The sequence below is a fragment of the Aestuariibaculum scopimerae genome (assembly GCF_059428085.1).
Genome location: NZ_CM182089.1, coordinates 1,985,995 through 2,006,903, shown reverse-complemented (window position 1 = coordinate 2,006,903; position 20,909 = coordinate 1,985,995). Strand labels below are relative to the sequence as shown.

Sequence of the window (20,909 nt, the reverse complement as noted above, 5' to 3'; positions counted from 1 at the left end):
ATTTTAGCCGTTGCCTCCAAAAATTATTGCTATTTTTGCAGCGTCAAAAAACTAAATAAAAAATGAACGCATATATATTTCCGGGGCAAGGTGCCCAATTTACAGGCATGGGTTTAGATCTTTACGAAAACTCGCCTTTAGCTCAAGAACTCTTTGAAAAAGCGAACACTATTCTTGGTTTTAATATTACTAATATTATGTTTGAAGGATCTGCTGAAGACCTTAAAGAAACAAAAGTAACCCAACCAGCAATCTTTTTACATTCTGTAATTCTGGCGAAAACTTTAGGCGATACGTTTAAACCTGATATGGTTGCAGGCCATTCCCTTGGCGAGTTTTCTGCTTTGGTAGCTAATGGCGCCCTAACCTTTGAAGATGGTTTAAAGCTGGTATCACAACGTGCATTGGCCATGCAAAAAGCCTGTGAGCTACAACCCAGTACTATGGCGGCTGTTTTAGGTTTAGAGGATGCCGTGGTAGAGCAGGTTTGTGCTGCAACTGATGGTGTTGTAGTAGCTGCTAATTATAACTGCCCGGGGCAATTGGTGATTTCTGGTGAAATAGAAGCTATCAACAAAGCCTGTGAAGCTTTAAAGGAAGCTGGTGCTCGCAGGGCATTGGTATTACCTGTAGGTGGTGCTTTCCATTCTCCGTTAATGGAACCTGCACGTGAAGAATTGGCCGCTGCTATTGAAAATACAACTTTTAACAAACCAAGCTGTCCGATATACCAAAATGTTACAGCCAATGCTGTTACTGATGAAGCAGCTATAAAAACTAATTTAATATCGCAATTAACGGCCCCCGTACGCTGGACACAATCTGTACAACAAATGATTACTGATGGCGCTACATCTTTTACCGAGGTAGGTCCTGGAAATGTATTGCAAGGTTTAGTGAAAAAAATAAATAGAGAAGCGCAAACGGCTTCCGCTGGCTTATAATGAAGTTTACAAAACGTAACCTATATATACTTACTGTTATTGCAATTACCATTGCAATTGATCAAATATCAAAAGTTCTAGTAAGGGCTAATATTGAACCACGAACTGAAATAAATGCGGGTGAACGTATCTCATTAATCGGGGATGCTTTCCTTATGATGAATGTTGAAAACACTGGTGCCTTTTTGGGCATGGGTAGTGATTTAAACCCTACCTTAAGACTTATTACCCTGCTTATTTTACCTATAGTGGTTTTGGCATTTGTTTTAAGACATATTATAAAAGATAAGACCATTGATAAACTTTCGCTATTTGCTTTTTCCAGCATTATTGGTGGTGGCCTGGCAAATGTTTATGACCGGATTGTATATGGTTCTGTTACCGATTTTTTCTTTATAGATTTAGGAGGTGTTTTTAGAACAGGTATCTTTAACATGGCAGATCTTTCGGTTACTACTGGCATGTTTATATTGTTATTTACTAGTTTTAAAAAGAAGAAACCAATTACTGAATAAAAGGCTGCAAAATTAATTTTACAGCCTTTTTATAGTTGATTATAGCTATTTTACATTCATTTTGTCATTTACGGACAAGTAGAAGGCACAGACAATACGCCAGGTGTTGGGTTTGAACTCTCATTAATCAATTGACCATTAGGGTCATAGATTTGAAATGAAACCTCTTCATTATATGTATCATTAATATATTCCCAAACTAATGCAATTGAACCAAATGGCACAGTATAGGTAGTGGACAAACTACTCCCTCCACCATCAGGAATATTTATAAATGTAGTAACACCATCTAAAGTAGCATTAATTCCCCCTCCTTGCCATCCATCTCCATATGAATCCTGCATGTCAATAGTATATGTTCCAGATATTGGAGGGCAGACAATTGCTGCATTATATATCCCTCCAGAAGTCATTTTCATCCCTTTAGAATCTATGAAAAAAGTTTTAAATCTAACGATATCGCCTCCTGTTAATGAACTTGTATTCATTGAGAGTGCACTAACAACATCAGATAAAGAAATATTTAAAGTTGAAGGAAATGTATTAACATCATTAATTTTTGAGAAATCACCATTATTTAGTGCTACATGTAATTCTGCAGATGCCGCTTTAGCACCACCAGACTCTGAAGCTTCAAGGGTAAAATCAACAATAGAATTGGAAGGATCCAATAGGTTATATACAGAGTTAGATCCCGCCACATAATTAGGATAAATTCCATAAGCTTTGGGACTATAATAGGGATTTTCTCCGTCTTCAACAACGCAAGAATACAATACAGAAAATAGTACTGTAATTAATAATATGTATCTAAAATTTTTCATTTTTAAATGTTTTATTGAAAAATCCAAAGCTTATCAAAAATACTTACCGTATTTGGCGTATTTGGATTTGTGTTAATTGATTCTTGAGGGTACAATACACGTTGTATAAATTCATCTGCCACTTGTACCCCACTTTGCGTTACAGGAATTTCTAAATAATCAGGATATTGATAGTTATGCCTTCTAACATCTACCCAACATTCACTATTAATAGTTACCATAGCCTTATATTTCTCTACCATTATCTTTTCTAAGGTAATGGTAGCTGCAGACTCATTTGCAAAACTCGAAATGTATCCTGGTTTTAAACTCATATACTCACTCAAGTAATTCGAATCATTTGGAAGTACAAGGTCTAATTGTGCTTCTATTGCATTATTTAGTGCATCTGCTGCTGCAGTAGTTGCCCCGTTAAGCCTAAATTCAGCTTCTGCTTCAATAAATAAGAGTTCAAAATGAGTCATTATTAATTGAGGTGAGTTAGGCGCTCCATAAAATCCTTTAGGACCTATAGGTGAAAAGCTTACATTAGAGGTGCCAAAACCTGTTGGCTTACCAATAAAACCAACATAAGATCCTGTTACCTCAAAATCATTCCAATAAGAATATAATCTGGGATCGTTTGTGTCAATTAATAAATTCATGAAATTCTCTGAAGCGATCATTTGGTTGTTCTCAAACATATCGTACCACCCATTTTGATATTCCCCTGTATTATCGTATGTAAACTTAAGATCAGATTCAAAACTAGTGAAGCCTAATGCCTTAGCTTGGTTTATGGCTGCTAATGCCCTAGTTGCAGAACCGTTAGGGTCTTTTATACTAAAGTGATTTTCATATCTTGCCTTAAGTGCATATGCTAATGCTTTCCATTTAGCAACATCACCAGCATATACTATATCTTCAGCCCCCATAGGAATTAATGAGGTTTTATCTAAATCTATTATGGCATCATCAAGAAGAGAAAAGATGGCATTGTATATTTGTTCTTGCGAATCAAAAACTGGGGTGGGGTTGTTAGATCCTTGTAAGGCTTCAGTCCATGGAAGGTCTCCATACCAACTAGTTAGAGTGCCAAGAGCTAATGCTGAAAGTACCTTGCTTGCCCCTACATGCCCCCAAGCTTCTTGATTTGTCCCTTTATTTATTACATCTTTTAGATCTAATAAACCATCCCACCATCTACCCCATAAGGCATCATTATTTCTAATATTATATTGGTCAAAATTTATTCCGCTTCCGTGGTTTCCTGCCCATTGCTGTGTAAATAACCCTGCCCATGAATCCCAATCTGTACCATTGGTAAACCGACCGTATTTATAAAGAATATAATCTGCTCCTGCAGTAAATGTTAAACCCAAATTTACACTAGCGGGGTTGTTTGGATCTATATTTAACTCTGTTAATGACTCATCTTGACATGAATGAGAAAGAAATAGGGTTATTAAAAGAAATATTTTAATACTTATATTTTTCATTTTTCCAATTTTTTAAAAGTTAACTTTAACCGCAAAACCATAACTTTTAGTTCCTGGTGCATTTATTAAATCGACACCTTGAACATTACCAGCTCCTAGAGCATTTGTTTCTGGATCAACACCTTTGTAATTGGTGTCTAGCCATAAATTTCTACCGTTTAGTGTTAAATCTATACCTGTAAACCCAGTATTTTTAAGCCATTTTTTTGGAAGTGTATATGATAAACTTATATTTCTTAGCCTAACCCAAGAGGCATCTTCTATGTGGGCTTCATCAACAAATGAGTTAAGATTATGGTAATAACCATTTGTAAGTGGTGCTGCAATATCACTTTGTTGTCCTGTAGACTCGATAATCCCATCAAAAACAGTAGTAGCGTTTCCATTGGGTGTACTTGCTGTATAAAAACGATCTTCAGTAGTTTTACTTAAACCTGCATAAACCCAAAAGGCTTCGGAATCATTTAAAATTTCACCTCCCTGCCTAAATTCTAAATCTGCACTTAAGGTAAACCCTTTATAAGAAAAGCTATTGTTTATATTTAAAATCCAATCTGGGTTTGGGTCTCCTAATACTAAATTCTCTGTGGCTACTTGTGGGTAACCATTATCATCTAGTAACAAGACCCCGTCTTCATTTCGTTTATAGCCAGAACCAACAAACGTACCATAGGGCAACCCTGGTCTTGCCACAATGTTAGCCCCATTCCAGTACCCGTACCCTATAATGATTTCATCTAATCCTTCTGGTATTGAAATAACTTCACTTTCATTTTTAGTAAAATTGAATAGTAAGTTCCATTGAAAATTTTCAGATTTCCTCAAGATATTATCAAAACTCAAAATAGCTTCAACACCTTTATTTACAACTTTACCTGCATTATCATAATAGGCTGCATAACCCGTTGTTGATGATAGCGGAATTTGAACAACTTGATCATTCGTTGTTCTGTTATAGTAAGTAAAATCTATATTCACTAATTTATCCAAGAACTTTAATTCTGTACCAACTTCCCATGTTGATGATATTTCAGGCTTAATATTGGGATTTCCTTGAACATTGCTTACAGTAAACCGTGGCTGCCCCAAAACATTGGGATCTCTTTTTGCATATGTATCTGTCGTTGCATAAAGCCCCTGTGAGTCATTTCCAAGCTCTGCCCATGATCCCTTTATTTTAGCAAATGACAACCAGCCCTGTTGTTTAACCATTTCTGATAAAACAATAGCTCCACTAATAGAAGGATAAAAGAAAGAATTGGCACCCTCTGGCAATGTTGAGGACCAATCATTCCTACCTGTTACCGTTAAGAAATAGGTGTTTTTATAATCAAAGCTTAACTCTCCAAAAACACCTATGGTCCTTTTTCTTTTAGTTATGTTGTTAGATGTTATGGCAATGGCGTTAGAAATATCTGTAAATCCTGGAACGGATAAACCATCCCCTTTAACAAACAGCCTATCATATAAAGTTTCATAAATATTGTTTCCTAACAAATAACTAATGCCAAAATCTGTAGTGGCATTAATCCTTCCTGTTAATAAAACATCTGAATTGAAATCTTTGTTATTTATTCTAACTTCATATAAATCTCCCAAATTATTTGTTGTATTAACTGAGCTTATTGGTCTTACCAAATTTCGATCATCACTATAAGTATCCATACCTACACGATAAGATAACTTTAACCAATCAGTAAAATCATATGAGAAATTTATATTCCCTATAAAACGGTTAACTTCACTATCTTCAATTTCTTCATTTACCGTCCAATTAATATCAGCAACTGTTGAACTAAACCAAGTTCTATTACCCTGGGCGTCTTTCCACCCTCTACTTTTAATATCCCACATGTGATGCCAATAACCTAAAGCTTGGTAACCCGTATTGGCACCTTGTAAAGAAGCTGTTCTAGAGTTGACATAAGTTGCATACCCTCCTATTTTAAATTTTCTGGTAACTTTATATTCTCCTTTAATGGTTGAATTTATTCTCTCATAGCCACTATTTGGAACAATACCTTCTTGATCATGTCTCCCTACGGATATATAAAAACTCCCTTCTTGATTACCTCCTGATACAGACAATGAAGTTTTTAAGGTATGACCCTCATTCCAAAATCGTTTATAATTATCTTTAAAAAGCGGAATAGGTTGCCCAGACACATCTTCAACAACTCCATCTCCATCCAAATCGGTTGTTGTTCCAGATGGAAAAACTGGATTATTAGCATAAGGCAATCCCCAACTCCAGTGGGTTACATTTGAATATTGACCGCTTCTACCTCTAGTATATCCAAAAGTAAATTCTGGAGTCTTATTAACTTTTTCAAAAGAATAACTTGTATTTAAGGTTACATTTAAACCATGCCCTGCTTTTCCTTTTTTTGTAGTTATAATAATAGCCCCATTTACTGCCCTATTTCCATAAAGTGCTGTAGCGGCTCCTCCTTTTAAAACTGTCATTGACTCAATGTCGTTAGGATCGATATCTGCTGCCCTATTGGTTCCCACTGTTTCACCATAATCTTCAAATGTTGTCCCATCTAATATTCCAAACTGAGAACCATTGTCAGTATTATTGTTTATTGGCAGCCCATCGACTACAAAAAGAGGCTGATTATTTCCAGATATACTAGAAGATCCTCGTATAACAATATTTGCAGAAGCTCCAGGAGCACCATTAGAACTAGTTATATTGACCCCCGCTACTTTTCCGTTAAGAGCATTTACCAAGTTTCCTTGACCTGTACCCGCAATTTCATCGGCCTTTACTGATTGTGCTGAATACCCTAATGTTTTTTCTTCCTTAGAAAGCCCTAAAGCTGTTATAACAACCTCTTCTAAAATGGCTGTATCCTCTTGCATTAAAACATTAATTACATTTGAAGATCCAATTGTAATCTCTTGGCTGGTATAGCCAATAAAACTAAACACAAGAATATCTCCTTGATTTGCTTTAATTGAATAATTGCCATCAAAATCGACTGATGTTCCTAAAGAAGTACCCTTTACTAAAACAGTAGCTCCTGATAATGGTAATCCAGACTCATCGGTTACCGATCCTGAAATTACCTTTTCTTGCGAATATGTTATGGTGACACCAAACAACAAAAGCGCAAACAAAAAATAGTGTTTTTTTACTTTCATAAATAAATAATTTTGAGTTAGTCTAAGCAGATTGCGATAAGGAAGGTGGCAAAGACATTTTTTTAAAGGACTAATTCAAAAAATTACTTCACGAAAAGAACCAAAGTTTAGTGGAACTCAAAGTATATAGTAAAGCTCTTATGCCACCAAACCTTATGCAATTGCATTAGTAAAGGAATAGAATTAATTACGTTGTACTTAAACTAAAGTTTTGAAACACTTTTAACTTGATTCAATTTGTCTGTTTTCTTTGTTGAAATGTATTTATCAATTTTTAAAATTATTGCTTAAAAAAATTCTAAAAACAACTAGTGTCCAACTTTTTATAATTAACTTAAACACAAATGCTTATAGTTAACATTTTGCTTAAAAAACTTAAAATAATCTTAATCATTCAAATTGATTTGAACAACCTAATAAAAGTGTTCAAATAATCTTATTTGGTTATGAATCAACTAAATAATGTTATAAAGGCTTGTGTAATGATCTCTAGAAAAAATAAAATGTATTAGTTTCGTCAAAAAATACAAAAATCATCAATCATCAAATGAGCAGTAAAATAAAAACAATAATAGTAGACGATGAGCTTTTAGCAAGAAGGCGAGTTTCTAATCTATTAGAGGAAATACCTGACATTGAACTTATTAGCGAATGTAGTTCTGGAAAAGAAGCTATTGATATGGTATCTACCCTAAAACCCGATTTAATTTTTCTAGACATTCAATTATCAGACATGACTGGTTTTGATGTATTAAAACAAATTGACTTATCTATTAGGCCTTTAGTTATATTTATAACTGCCTTTGATGAGTTTGCGCTTAAGGCCTTTGATTTTTTTGCTTTTGATTATTTATTAAAACCCTTTAAGGATGAGCGCTTCTTTTTATCAACCAATAAAGTAATAGAGTCTTTCCATTCTAATGAATCAAGTGTTATAAGCAAAAAAATAAATGACTTAATGAAATTTATTGAAAACCCAGACGAAGATTTTTCTGAAATTAAAAAGAGTAAGCTAGCTATAAAATCAAACGGCAAGATTTCTTTTATAGAAAAAACTAGAATAAAATATATTATTGCTTCGGGTTCCTATGCCGAAATATACTCTGACCAAAAAAAATACCTACTTCGAATTTCTTTAAGTTCTTTACAAGATCAATTAAGTTCAACCAAATTTATAAGAATTCACAGATCTACAATAATTAATATGTCTTTTATCAATGAGTTGATATATTCTAATTATGGGGAGATTGATGTAAAAATGCAAGATGAAAAGTTATTTAGAATTAGTAAGTCCCACAAAAAAGAGTTTCAAAACAAAATGGGCATTTAACTTATGATACAAAAAATAAAACAACATCTAGACTTTAAGCTTATAGGCATTTTATCTTTGTTCTATTTATTATTTGTAGTTATTTACGCGTCTAAAAATGCTTATTTAAGAATTTTCTATAGCTCATCAACTAATTGGGGTTCGTTTATTTATGAAAACCTTTTAGATTGGTTTATTATAACTGTATTTATTGTTTTTATAGCATTAACAACTAAAATAATGATGCAAAAAAAGACCAAATTAATTTATATTGGGTTGTTTCATTTATTTTTTTCTTTTTTCATTGGCATTTTTACACTAAGCATTGTACGCATAATAAATTATATTAACAATCCATCCCCAAAATCAGAATTTTCATTTTTAGATTTTTTTAATGCTTTTGTAAGACTTTCAGATTTACACTTTTTAATTTATATAACCTTGGTTTCTATTATTTACTCTTATTATTACTTTAAACAAAACCAAGAAAACACACTTAAAACAATTAAACTACAGGAACAATTATCTAAATCTCATTTAAAATTTTTGCAATCGCAAATGCACCCACACTTTTTGTTTAACACGCTAAATGGCATTTGTTCTTTAATGGATATAGATATTGATAAATCTAAAAGTATGGCAATAGATTTAAGTGATTTGCTTAGAAGTGTTTTAGATAAAAAAGACCAAAATTTAATCGAACTACAAGAAGAGCTAGACATTCTTTATAAATACATAAACATAAAGAAAACGCGCTTCTCTGATCAGTTAAATTTTCATTTAAATATTGAAAATGGACTTGAAAATGTTTTAGTGCCTAACATGTTAATTCAACCTATTATAGAAAATGCCACTAAACATGGTTACAGCAAAAACCATATGTTACTAGATGTTTTTGTAAATATATATAGCAAAAAAGAAAAGCTTATAATTAAAATTGAAAACACAGGAAAAAAAGTTGATGAAGACTTATCTACTTTATTGAAAAAAGGAACAGGTCTTAACAATATAAGAGAAAGACTAGAAACATTATATAAAGACAAATATGTGTTTAAAATTTTTAATGATACTAATAAAGTGATTACTGAAGTAAGTTTTCCTATTAAACTATCAATTTCTGAATTATCTGAAGAGCTCAATCCTTTTTAAATACTTTTTATTTTGTTTGAACAAACCATTTATAAAAATCAATATTCTCTGTTTTAAAAAACCATATGTCTTTTCTAAAAAAAATAAAACCCTACATTGACAAAAAACTATTTATTATTAGTATAGGGTTTTATTCAATATATACTTTTTTTGCCCTAATAAAAATGATATATTTTAAGAGTATTGGCGAAAGGTTTGTAAATAATACATGGACCTACATGTTTTTTGAGACCTATTTTGTTGACTATATGTTGGTTATCCTTTTCATGTCTGTAGTATCCATAATTACAAAATATTTGGTTGTTAATAAGTATAAATGGATTACTATTATTTGTGTTCATTTATTACTTTCAATTTTACTAGGGTTTACTATATTTTTTGGATTAGTCGTAATACAAAGCTGGTTTGGGTCAACTCCAAAAATAAACCTCACCTTTGAAAAAGTTATTTATTACTACTTTAATGTTCTAGATCTAAATTTTTTAATTTACTTTTCAATTGTTGTAATTACACATATTTATTTAAATCAAAAACAATTAAACCAAATACATAAACAAAAATTTAAGCTGATGCAAAAATTGACTCATGCTAAAATAAAGTTTATGAATTCGCAAATACAACCACATTTTTTGTTTAACACCTTAAACAACATTCAAACATTAATTGATATAGACAAAGAAAAATCTAAATCTATGCTAGTAGATTTAAGTGATCTTTTGAGAATGATCCTAGACTACAAAGATGACAATCTATCTGAGTTGCAGGATGAAGTTTCCTTACTAAACAAATATATTAGAATCATGGAACTTAAGTTTTCAAATAATTTAGAAATTGAACTAAATATTGAAGAAAATATAGAACATGTACTTATTCCTAGCATGCTATTACAAATTATATTTGAAAATGCTTTAAAACATGGGTATGATTCAAAAAAATTAAAAATCTCTCTTACTATAAAACAAATTAATGACACATTATCAATAGTAATAAAAAATAATGGTCTTCCTTTTTCAGGTAGTTTTGAAGAAAACATGAAAAAGGGAATAGGACTAAAAAATATTCAGGACAGGTTAAAAATATTGTTCAAAAACAATTTTTCTTTTGATATCGCTAATGAGAATGGAAACGTTATGGTTAAGGTTATTATTCCAATAAAGACATCTAAGTATAGCCTGAGTACCATCACAAATTGACTATCCCCTTACTACTTGCTCCCATTTCCAGGCAGAACGCATGGCATCATCTAAATCTAATTGGGCTTTCCAACCCAATTCTTTATTGGCTTTGGTAGTATCAGCATAGGCTGAAATGATATCGCCTTCGCGCCTCCCCACAATTTTATAATTCAGCTTTTCTCCCGAAACCCGTTCAAAAGCTTGAATAACTTCTAAAACGGAACTTCCTTTACCTGTTCCTAAATTAAAGGTTTCATAGTTCGCTTTGTTTTTATTATTCAGCAACCTTTTAAGTGCTACCACATGAGCTTTTGCCAAATCTACTACATGAATATAATCACGAATACAGGTTCCGTCGGGTGTTGGATAATCATCTCCAAATACTGATAGTTGTTCACGAACACCAATGGCTGTTTGCGTTATAAAAGGCACCAAGTTTTGTGGAACACCAATGGGCAATTCACCAATCTTGGCAGACTCGTGAGCCCCAACGGGATTAAAATAGCGTAATGCAATGGCCTTTAAACTTGGTGTTATTTTACAGGTATCGCGTATAATTTCTTCTCCTATTTGCTTAGTGTTTCCGTAAGGAGACTCGGCTTGCTTAACTGGAGCGTTCTCGGTTATAGGTAATGTATCAGCTTGACCATAAACAGTACATGAGGAACTAAAAATAAAACTGGCTTCAGGTAATTTTTTTAATTCTTTAAGTAAATAAACTAGCGTACTTATATTGTTTTCATAATATAACAAGGGCTCCTTAACACTCTCGCCCACCGCCTTGCTAGCCGCAAAATGAATAACGCCCTTTATATTATTATTGTGTTTTTTAAAAAAAGCTTCTACTCCAGCTTTATCTTTTAAGTCAAGCTTTTCAAAAATGGGTGACTTTCCTGTTATGGCCGTAATACCATCCAGCACTTTTATGGAGGAATTAGATAAATCATCTATTATAACAACCTCATAGCCTTCATTCTGTAATTCTACAACCGTATGAGAGCCTATAAATCCTAATCCGCCAGTAACTAATATTTTATTCATTTACAAAGTTTATAATTGTTGATGTAATATACTCTATTTGTTCGTCGTCCAGCTCTGTGTGCATGGGTAACGATATAACCTCTTTAACCAATTGGTTGGTTACCTTAAAATCTGCCTCATTATACCGTGCATCGGCATAAGCCTTTTGTTTATGAAGTGGTATGGGGTAATACACACCACATGGAATGGCCTTGTCATTTAAATGCTTTGCCAAAGCATCTCTGTCTATTCCTTTCATACGCAATGTATATTGGTGAAAAACATGGCAATCGCATGTATCGCAGATAGTTAAACAGCCATTGGAAACTTTTGGGGTTATTATCTTTTCAACATCTTTAAACGCAGCACTATATTTTCTAGCTGCTGCTTGTCGTTTTTTATTATAGACATCTAACTTAGGTAATTTGGCATCCAGTACAGCTGCCTGTAAACTGTCTAACCTCGAATTTACACCTACCACATCATGATGATAGCGCTCATACATCCCGTGGTTAACAATGCCTCTTATAGTATGTGCCAAATCGTCGTTGTTAGTAAAAATGGCACCTCCATCACCATAACATCCTAGGTTCTTTGAAGGGAAAAAGGAGGTTGCTCCCACATGCCCCATAGTACCTGCCTTTACTTTTTTACCATTGGTATAGGTATAATTAGCTCCTATGGCTTGGGCATTGTCTTCTATAACATATAAATTATGTGCCTTAGCTATATCCAAAATTGCTTCCATATTGGCACATTGCCCAAATAAATGCACAGGCACTATGGCCTTTGTTTTGGGCGTAATAGCTTTTTTAATGGCTTCTATATTAATATTGAAATCATCTGGATTTACATCAACCAAAACAGGGGTTAGTTGCAATAGTGCGATGACTTCTACTGTGGCTGCAAATGTAAAATCGGCTGTAATAACCTCATCACCAGGTTTTAAACCTAGGCCCATCATGGCTATTTGCAAGGCATCGGTTCCATTGGCACAGGGGATCACGTGCTTAACACCTAAATACTGCTCCAAGTGCTCTTGAAACTGGTGTACCTTTGGCCCGTTTATAAATGCCGTGGTTTCCAAAACTTCTTGAAAAGAGGTGTTTACCTCCTCTTTGATGCCTTCATATTGACCTTTAAGGTCAACCATTTGAATTTTTTTCATCTATTTATATTTTAGATATTAGACCGTTTCACTGTTAAACAAAACCTGCCTGCCAGTAGATAGGGATAAAAAAACTTGGCCTGTATTGTCCTTTGGTAAATCATGAACTGGTCTTTTGCGATAGGTCTCTTACTAAGGCACGAAATTACAAAATTAGTAGTCGGTAACCAATGAATTTATTTTAAAGAAATGTATTTTAGCGCCAAACAAAAAAGAATTGGGTTTTATTTATAACATTGGTATTAAACTTATGGGTTTTGGATTAAAAGGCGTTGCTGCATTTAATCCCAAGATCAAGCAAGGTGTTATTGGAAGACAACATACCTTTTCTATTTTAAAAGAACATATAACCTCTCAAGATAATACCCTATGGTTCCACTGTGCCTCATTGGGTGAATACGAGCAAGGACTACCTATTTTTAAGGTACTTCGAGAACATTATAAAAACCACAAGATTGTTTTAAGTTTCTTTTCGCCCTCTGGCTATACTATTAGAAAAGATTCTCCCATTGCCGATATTGTGGTTTACTTACCCCTAGACACGCCAAAAAATGCCAATTATTTTCTAGATCTAGTAAACCCTGAATTGACCATTTTTGTTAAATACGATATTTGGCCTAACTTTTTAAACGAAATTAAAAAAAGACACTTGCGTGCTATTCTTATCTCGGCAGCTTTTAGAAGTCACCAATCTTATTTTAAATTCTATGGAAAACCTTTAAGGGAAGCCTTATTTGCTTTTGAGCATATCTTTACCCAAAACGATCCCTCTAAAACTTTACTTGCAACTATAGGATATAAAGCGGTAACAGTAGCTGGCGATACACGATTTGATAGGGTAACCAGTCAATTAGCACATGATAATACTTTAGATTTTATTGAAACTTTTAAACAAGACCAACTTTGTGTTGTGGCAGGAAGTACTTGGCCTGAAGACGAAGCGCTTTTTATTAATTATATAAACAATAATGCACCTAAAGAGGTTAAGTTTATTATGGCACCACACAATATTAAGTCAACACAAATAAAAGCTCTTCAAGAAAAACTGGGCGTTCATAGTGTGCTATTTTCAGAAAAAGATAACAGCCCATTAAATACGGCCCAAGTTTTTATTATTGATACTATTGGCATTCTTTCTAAAATATACAACTATGCTGATATTGCTTATGTGGGAGGTGCTGTTGGTACTACGGGACTGCACAATACTTTAGAGCCTGCTGTTTTTGGAGTACCCATTATTATAGGGACCAACCACGATAAGTTTCCTGAAGCCCAAGCAATGATTTCTAGAAATGGCATGTTTGCTATTTCAAATCAAAAAGGCTTTAATGCCGTCTTGACTGAACTTATTGATAATAAAGAAAAGCGTTTAAATGCTGGAAAAAGCAATGCACTTTATATTGCCGAAAACAAAGGTGCTGTCACTACTATCTCTCATTATTTAGGGCTTTAAAAAAGGCTGTTTGAACTTAATACATCCAAACTTATAATTGTTTACGTATATATACCAACAATTATAATTAATACTAAAACAAAACCGATGAAAAAATTATTATTAAGTTCAGTTCTATTGTTAGCATTAAGTTTAACCTTTACATCTTGTAGAGATACTAAAAAAGCAGACTCTGTTGGAGATGCTATTGAAAATACTGCCGAAGAAGCTGAAGAAGCTACTCAAGGCGCTTTTGAAGGAATGGGCGAAGCTATGGACGATGCTGTAGATGCTACAGATGATGCCATTGAAGCCACCGATGAAGCCATAGAAAAATCAGGTGATGTTATTGACAAAAAGGCTGAAGAAGTTAATGAAGAGTAATCTTTGAGCCTTGTTATAAATTAAAAAGACTGCTGTTTAGCAGTCTTTTTTTTTATGTGTTTATTTTTATAAAGTCTATGTAAAATAGCTAAGCACACCTATAACAATCAATACTAATATAACTGATAATACAATATCAATTGTATCGAAGCTATTTTTATTGGCATGTTTCTGTTCGTCTGTAAGTGTTCCAAACGCCAAACCTTTTATAAGTTCATAATTAGGTGCTTGAGACATCACACTTACCGTAATACAAATAAATACTGAAAACACAAACATAAAGATAGCCATATGTGCAAAGTTAATAGTTGCAAACGCATAGGCTATACCATCTACAGCTTCGCCTGCTGCTATTTGTGGCTGGTAGTAAATCTCACTTCCCAACCTTAAAATAAGTAACACCAATCCAACCATTAAAGTGCTTATAGCTGCGGTAGAGTTAACACGCTTCCATATGATGCCCAATAAAAACACAGCTGTTACTGGTGGGGCAATGTACGATTGTACATTTTGTAGATATTGGTACATAACACCGCCACCTATCTTCTCCATAATAGGAATCCAAATAATCCCTAAAAGCACAATAATACCTGTAGCGATCTTACCCGTTTTTAGCAATACTTTTTCAGTTTTTTGAGGATGTAGCTTTTTGTAAATATCTATAGTAAATATTGTAGAACAAGAGTTAAAAACCGATGCTAATGAACTCATTAAAGCAGCCATTAATCCTCCTGCGACTAATCCTTTTAAACCAACAGGCAATAAGGTTTTAACCAGCATGGGGAATGCCCGATCTGCTTTTTCAACCGAAAAGACCTCTGGATTTTGTATGGTTAATGCAAAGGCAATTATACCAGGTACTAAAAAGATCATTATGGGAAGTAGTTTTAAGTAGGCACCAAAAATGGCACCACGCCTACCTATTTTTATATTATTGGCTGCCAAGGTACGCTGTACAATGTATTGGTCTGTACACCAATACCAAATACCTACAATGGTGCCACCAATTAATAAACCGGTCCATGGGAATTGCGGATCGCTCATTGGGCGCCACATGTTAAAGTGTTCTGGACTTACAGATTCTACTGTTTGGCGCAACTGAGACCAACCACCTACTTCTTGCATACCCAAATACGTGATAACTACCGACCCAAAAATTAAAATAACTGTTTGTAGCGTTTCTGTATAAATTACTGCTTTCATACCACCAACTACAGTATAAACACCTGTAAAAAGCACAATACCAATGGCACCGTACCAAAACGGAATACCTAAGAGTTCTGAAACAACAATACCTCCTGCATAAATGGTTACCGATACTTTTGTTAACACATAGGCCACTAATGAAAATACTGATAAAAACCATCGTGAACGGCTATCGAAACGTTTTTCTAAAAACTCGGGCATTGTAAACGCGCCACTACGAATGTAAAATGGTAAAAACAACCAGCCTAACAACAATACAATCCAAGCATGTAGCTCGTAATGTGCCATTGGGGTTCCCGATTCAAAGCCAGTTCCCGCAAGACCCACAACGTGTTCCGATCCGATGTTTGACGCAAAAATAGAAGCTCCTATTACAAACCAGCCTACATTTCTACCTGCTAAAAAATAATCTTCAGTGTTTTTGTCCTTTTGAAGTACCACCCAAACTGCCACCGCTACTAAAGCGAGGAAGTAAATTCCCAAAACCACCCAATCAAAACTTTCTAACACTGATTGCATGGCTAATAAATAATGTCCCATATATTAAAATTTAGTTTAGTTGAATTTGACGTTGCTTAACCTTTTATAAATATAAATTAAATATATTGATTAATAATATTCTCAAACAGCTCTTGTTTACCACTTTGCAATATTAGTTCACCATTCTCTTGGGCTATCTTATACAAATCCTGTAAACTTAATTTTCCGTTTTCAAAATCTTTTCCTTTACCTGTATCAAAACTACTATAGCGTTCTTTTCTAAGGGTTTCATAAGGCGATGCTGTGATAATTTTATCTGCAATCAACAAAGCTCTTGCAAAGGTATCGGCACCTCCAATATGGGCGTGAAATACATCCTCTAAATCGGTAGAGTTACGTCTTATCTTGGCATCAAAATTAACACCTCCGCCTTGTAGGCCACCTGCTTTTAGGAACACTAACATGGCTTCAGTTGTTTCTTGGATGTTATTGGGAAACTGATCGGTATCCCAACCATTTTGGTAATCGCCACGATTGGCATCTAAACTTCCCAGCATTCCTGCTTTGGCCGCTACTTCCAATTCATGTTGAAAGGTGTGCTGTGCCAAGGTAGCATGGTTGACTTCGATGTTGATTTTAAAATCTTTATCTAAGCCATACTCTTTAAGGAAGCCAATAGCTGTTGCTGTATCAAAATCATATTGGTGTTTAGAGGGTTCCATGGGTTTAGGCTCTATAAAGAAATTACCTTTAAACCCTTGGGCACGTGCATAATCTCTTGCCATGCTTAAGAACTGCCCCATATGATCCAATTCACGACCCATATCGGTATTCAACAAGCTCATATAACCTTCACGTCCGCCCCAAAACACATAGTTTTCACCATTAAGAGCCATGGTAGCATCTAGGGCCAGTTTTATTTGTCCGCCAGCTCTAGCCACCACATTAAAATCTGGGTTGGTAGCTGCGCCATTCATGTAACGTGGGTTAGAGAAACAGTTTGCTGTTCCCCATAATAGTTTTACACCAGAGTCTGCCTGTTTTTGTTTTAAATACTCGGTAATGGTTGCCAATCGGCTTTCAGATTCGACGAATGTAGCACCTTCTTGGATAAGGTCGAAGTCGTGAAAGCAGTAATATCCAAATCCCATTTTGGTAATAAATTCAAAAGCTGCATCAGCCTTATCTTTTGCTGCTTGAATGGGGTCTGTTGCTTGGTCCCAAGCAAAGTTTTGTGTACCAGGCCCAAAGGGATCACCCCCTTGCCCACAGAACGTATGCCAATAGGCCACTGAAAATTTAAAATGCTCGCGCATAGTTTTTCCGGCTACTACTTGATCTGGGTTGTAATATTTAAATGCTAAGGGGTTGTCTGATTCCTTGCCTTCGTACTTAATCTCGCTAATACCTTTGTAGTATTCTTTGTCTCCTATAAGTGCCATGTTTTTTTAGTTTATGTGTTTATATGTTTATCTTACTCTTGCGTAGGGTTCTCGCAAACCTCTCTATTCTCTCTTTTCACTATTCTTTCCCTAATATTAATTCCAATTCTGTTTTCCATGTTTGATATGCCACCTGATATGGCACTTTATCTTTTAAAGGTTTAAACGTCATGATGTAATCATTATCCATGATGTTTTTTCCAAAGTTTTCAAAATCGCCTTGATGCAATTGGGCCGCCCGTGCTGCACCAATGGCACCTGTGGTGTTATAAATTTCAATAGGTTCATCGATTAGTGTTGCTACGGTATTAGCAAATATTTCGGAACGGAACAGGTTATCGTTACCGGCTCTAATTACCTTGGGCTTTATACCATCAGATTTTAACAGCTCCATACCGTACACAAATGAAAAGGCAATGCCTTCTAGAGCGGCACGGCACAAATGTCCTTTGTGGTGATTGTTTAGGTTTATATTGACTATACGGGTGCCTATTTCTTTATTGTTAAGGATACGCTCGGCACCATTACCAAAAGGGATTAGACAAACTCCATTGGATCCTACGGGAATATCGGCTGCAAGGGTGTTCATCTCTTCATAAGATTGTACTGCTAAGTTGTTTAACAGCCATCTGTATTGAATGCCCGCACCGTTTACGCATAGCATTTTACCTATTCTGGTAGCTGCTCCTGTTTGATAATTAACGTGGGCAAAATTGTTTACTCTTGCACTTTCTTTTACTGATAAGCTATCGGTAATGGCATATACTACACCGGATGTTCCACCTGTTGCTGCTACTTCTCCTGGATTAAATACGTTCAACGCCAGGGCATTATTAGGCTGATCGCCTGCCCTATAATAAATGGGTGTCCCAATGGCTAAGCCGCTTTCGGTGGCTCCCTTTTGGTTTACTACAGATTGTACCCCAAAGGTATCTACTATGTCTGGCACCAAGGCTTTATCGATACCATAATGTTGCAAAAGAAAATCGGCTATGCTTTCTTTTTTAAAGTCCCAAAAGATGCCTTCTGATAGCCCGGATATGGTGGTGTTAATGGTGTTTGAAAACTTATAGGCTATATAATCGCCCGGTAGCATAAACTTATGTATGTTTTTATAGATTTCAGGTTCATTTGTTTTAACCCACTTTAATTTTGAGGCTGTGAAGTTAGCTGGTGCGTTTAATAAATGTGCTGCACAAATGGTTTCTCCTATTGCCTTAAATGCCATATTCCCTATTTCTACAGCTCTACTATCGCACCAAATAATGCTTTTTCTTAAAGGGTTGCCTTCTTTATCTACTAGTACTAAACCGTGCATTTGGTAAGAGATACCAATACCTTTTATTTGGGTTGCTTCTATTTGGTACTGTTCTTTTAATCGGGCAATGGCATGGCATACATGTTTCCACCAATGATTAGGGTCTTGCTCTGCCCAACCATTTTTTTCGGCATACATACTCATTTCCTGTTCAGGTTCTTGAACAAGCCCGATATTTTTTCCTGTGGCTACATTAACCAGGGCTGCCTTAATGGATGAACTTCCTATATCTAATCCTAAATAGTACATGGTTTATAATGATTCTCTTAATATTAATTTAGTGGATATGTAACGTTGCATGGGAGTTTCTTGGTTAATGAATGCTGCCGCTTGTGCCCCCATATCTTTAAAATCTGTTGATATTACTGAAATGCCTTTGTAAATGAACTTCTTCATAGGTGTATCGTTGTAAGATAGAAAGCCTACATCGGTACCAGGCTCATAACTTTCGGTTCTACATTGCTCTAAAAAATGCCCTAATATTCTATCGCTTACACTAATGTATGCTTCGTTTTTATGTATTTTGAAAGCTTCGGGTTCGGTTATGATCTTGTACTTAAACTGATGGTTTTCACAAAACTTCTTGAAATGGGTTAATGATTCGGCTGGGTGACTGGTAAAGGTTGGATATACAAATACCAGTTTTTTGTATTTCTTGAACGCGGGTATGGCTTCTTTGAGTGCTTGGTAAAAGGCTTTTCCAAAATCTTGGCATACATAGTTATTATTAGGCTTTGCATGTACCTGCCAATCTATTAGTAATAGTTTTTCGGTATCGAAATCTGATAATAGGCCTGGCACTTCTTTATGGTTAAAGCTCATAACGACATATTTATAGTACTTGCCTTTACTATTGTTTATTATGGTTTTGAAATTATGGAATTTGTAATGGTGAAATTGCACATCTACGATGACGTTTTTGGGCAAATTGTTTACAAAGGCATGGTACAGGACTTCTTTATAAGCTTTGAAGGTGTCTAGAACCAACAAGACTTTTCGGGTATTGTTGGCTACGTAGTAGCCCTTATTGGGAACGGACTCGATTACGCCATGTTCTTTTAAAATGGTATAGGCCTTAAATACTGTATCTCTGGACAGCTTGTACTGGTTACAAATATTGTTTACTGATGGTAAAGCATCGCCACTGGATAATGTGTTGTTGGCCAAGGCATCGTTTATAGTATTGACTATTTGCTGATACTTAGGGATTTCACTATTGAAATTCAGGTCAAAATGCATACAACCGTTCTGTTCTGTTCTGGTTTGCTAAAATAGTACTTTTTTTTTATTCTACAACTTTGGTTTTTATTTATGGTATTATATGAACTCATCTTGACTTTTTCCAATTGGTTAAAAAGTCAAGATGAGTTCTATAAAAAAAGCCCCCATCCTGTAATGGATGAAGGCCTTCTTACTTTAACCTAAATAAATCTAAGGCTTACATGGTGATACTCATGTGTTCAACTCAACCTTAAATGCTTTTTTATTGCTTTCTAATTTACGTATGCCATCGCCTACTATGTAGTGTATGTTGCCTTTTACTGTTACGGGGTTTTCTGCCAAAACTTTTACTCTTTGTACAAAATTAACGGCTACCTTGTAATGGGTGGCTTCTTCTTTAAGCACTTTGTCGTAACCATCTACCGGGGTACCAATGATGTCATTGGTTCCTATGTGTGCCACTAAGGGGTTATGTTCAAACTCTATATGGTACAGTTTGCCATCTCTGGTACCTGTAAGGTTTGTAAATAAACACCAGGGCAACTCAATAAAGGCCATAATGTGTATGGCGTAAACGCCTGCTTCTCTTTTTTGGGCTGTAAAGCGCCACTTTATTGGATTGGCCTGCTTTATGCTTGGCGCGGTACTAAATAAATATCCTAATAAGGTTACCATCAATTTTTTCATGGGTATG

The 20,909-nt window shown here is 34.9% G+C and carries 17 protein-coding genes; 7 read left to right on the top strand and 10 right to left on the bottom strand.

Going from position 1 to position 20,909, the window contains the following annotated elements; genetic code table 11:
• Nucleotides 1–62 precede the first annotated feature (62 nt).
• Both fabD and lspA read left to right on the top strand, forming a co-directional pair.
• On the top strand, nt 63–944 hold the full coding sequence (gene fabD / locus AC5SR4_RS08675; protein WP_495355850.1) for an ACP S-malonyltransferase: 882 nt from the start codon (nt 63–65) through the stop codon (nt 942–944).
• The gene (gene lspA, locus AC5SR4_RS08670; protein ID WP_495355849.1) at nt 944–1,459 is read left to right on the top strand and encodes a signal peptidase II; all 516 of its coding nucleotides are present in this window, start codon (nt 944–946) and stop codon (nt 1,457–1,459) included. Before fabD ends, lspA begins: the two co-directional genes overlap by 1 nt.
• Nucleotides 1,460–1,527: 68 nt before the next feature.
• Here the strand turns inward: lspA and AC5SR4_RS08665 are convergent, their stop codons facing one another.
• Genes AC5SR4_RS08665 through AC5SR4_RS08655 form a run of 3 tightly spaced genes read right to left on the bottom strand, consistent with a single transcriptional unit; the run spans nt 1,528 to nt 6,911 of the window.
• Nucleotides 1,528–2,235 (bottom strand): hypothetical protein, encoded by a 708-nt coding sequence (locus AC5SR4_RS08665; protein WP_495355848.1) that lies wholly within the window; start codon nt 2,233–2,235, stop codon nt 1,528–1,530.
• A gap of 59 nt (nt 2,236–2,294) precedes the next feature.
• A complete protein-coding gene (locus AC5SR4_RS08660; RefSeq protein WP_495355847.1) occupies nt 2,295–3,761 on the bottom strand; it encodes a SusD/RagB family nutrient-binding outer membrane lipoprotein in 1,467 nt (488 codons plus the stop codon).
• A gap of 12 nt (nt 3,762–3,773) precedes the next feature.
• Entirely contained in the window at nt 3,774–6,911 is a 3,138-nt protein-coding gene (locus AC5SR4_RS08655; RefSeq protein WP_495355846.1) for a SusC/RagA family TonB-linked outer membrane protein, read from the bottom strand.
• Nucleotides 6,912–7,458: 547 nt separating this feature from the next.
• Between AC5SR4_RS08655 and AC5SR4_RS08650 the strand changes: the two genes are divergently transcribed.
• The 3 genes from AC5SR4_RS08650 (at nt 7,459) to AC5SR4_RS08640 (ending at nt 10,562) form a co-directional block, all read left to right on the top strand.
• Nucleotides 7,459–8,241, top strand: a complete 783-nt coding sequence (locus AC5SR4_RS08650) for a LytR/AlgR family response regulator transcription factor (protein ID WP_495355845.1) — start codon at nt 7,459–7,461, stop codon at nt 8,239–8,241.
• Nucleotides 8,242–8,661: 420 nt separating this feature from the next.
• Entirely contained in the window at nt 8,662–9,369 is a 708-nt protein-coding gene (locus AC5SR4_RS08645) for a sensor histidine kinase (protein WP_495355844.1), read from the top strand.
• 65 nt (nt 9,370–9,434) lie between these two features.
• Complete coding sequence (locus AC5SR4_RS08640) at nt 9,435–10,562, top strand: sensor histidine kinase (RefSeq protein WP_495355843.1); 1,128 nt, start codon at nt 9,435–9,437, stop codon at nt 10,560–10,562.
• Here the strand turns inward: AC5SR4_RS08640 and galE are convergent, their stop codons facing one another.
• Nucleotides 10,563–11,585: a UDP-glucose 4-epimerase GalE gene (gene galE / locus AC5SR4_RS08635; RefSeq protein WP_495355842.1), complete on the bottom strand. Its 1,023-nt coding sequence runs from the start codon at nt 11,583–11,585 to the stop codon at nt 10,563–10,565.
• Nucleotides 11,578–12,732 (bottom strand): DegT/DnrJ/EryC1/StrS family aminotransferase, encoded by a 1,155-nt coding sequence (locus AC5SR4_RS08630; RefSeq protein ID WP_495355841.1) that lies wholly within the window; start codon nt 12,730–12,732, stop codon nt 11,578–11,580. Before AC5SR4_RS08630 ends, galE begins: the two co-directional genes overlap by 8 nt.
• A 250-nt stretch (nt 12,733–12,982) precedes the next feature.
• On the opposite strand from AC5SR4_RS08630, the gene AC5SR4_RS08625 reads away from it, so the two are divergent.
• Together AC5SR4_RS08625 and AC5SR4_RS08620 are read left to right on the top strand one after the other, a co-directional pair.
• The gene (locus tag AC5SR4_RS08625) at nt 12,983–14,185 is read left to right on the top strand and encodes a 3-deoxy-D-manno-octulosonic acid transferase (RefSeq protein ID WP_495355840.1); all 1,203 of its coding nucleotides are present in this window, start codon (nt 12,983–12,985) and stop codon (nt 14,183–14,185) included.
• A gap of 87 nt (nt 14,186–14,272) precedes the next feature.
• The gene (locus AC5SR4_RS08620; RefSeq protein WP_495355839.1) at nt 14,273–14,548 is read left to right on the top strand and encodes a hypothetical protein; all 276 of its coding nucleotides are present in this window, start codon (nt 14,273–14,275) and stop codon (nt 14,546–14,548) included.
• 75 nt (nt 14,549–14,623) lie between these two features.
• Here the strand turns inward: AC5SR4_RS08620 and AC5SR4_RS08615 are convergent, their stop codons facing one another.
• The 5 genes from AC5SR4_RS08615 to AC5SR4_RS08595 form a co-directional block, all read right to left on the bottom strand.
• Nucleotides 14,624–16,294 (bottom strand): sodium:solute symporter, encoded by a 1,671-nt coding sequence (locus AC5SR4_RS08615; RefSeq protein WP_495355838.1) that lies wholly within the window; start codon nt 16,292–16,294, stop codon nt 14,624–14,626.
• Between the two features lie 56 nt (nt 16,295–16,350).
• Complete coding sequence (gene xylA, locus AC5SR4_RS08610; protein WP_495355837.1) at nt 16,351–17,676, bottom strand: xylose isomerase; 1,326 nt, start codon at nt 17,674–17,676, stop codon at nt 16,351–16,353.
• Nucleotides 17,677–17,755: 79 nt separating this feature from the next.
• Nucleotides 17,756–19,243 (bottom strand): xylulokinase, encoded by a 1,488-nt coding sequence (locus AC5SR4_RS08605; protein WP_495355836.1) that lies wholly within the window; start codon nt 19,241–19,243, stop codon nt 17,756–17,758.
• A gap of 3 nt (nt 19,244–19,246) precedes the next feature.
• The gene (locus AC5SR4_RS08600) at nt 19,247–20,233 is read right to left on the bottom strand and encodes a GntR family transcriptional regulator (protein ID WP_495355835.1); all 987 of its coding nucleotides are present in this window, start codon (nt 20,231–20,233) and stop codon (nt 19,247–19,249) included.
• A 213-nt stretch (nt 20,234–20,446) separates the two neighbouring features.
• Nucleotides 20,447–20,902: a hypothetical protein gene (locus AC5SR4_RS08595; protein WP_495355834.1), complete on the bottom strand. Its 456-nt coding sequence runs from the start codon at nt 20,900–20,902 to the stop codon at nt 20,447–20,449.
• Nucleotides 20,903–20,909: the final 7 nt, after the last annotated feature.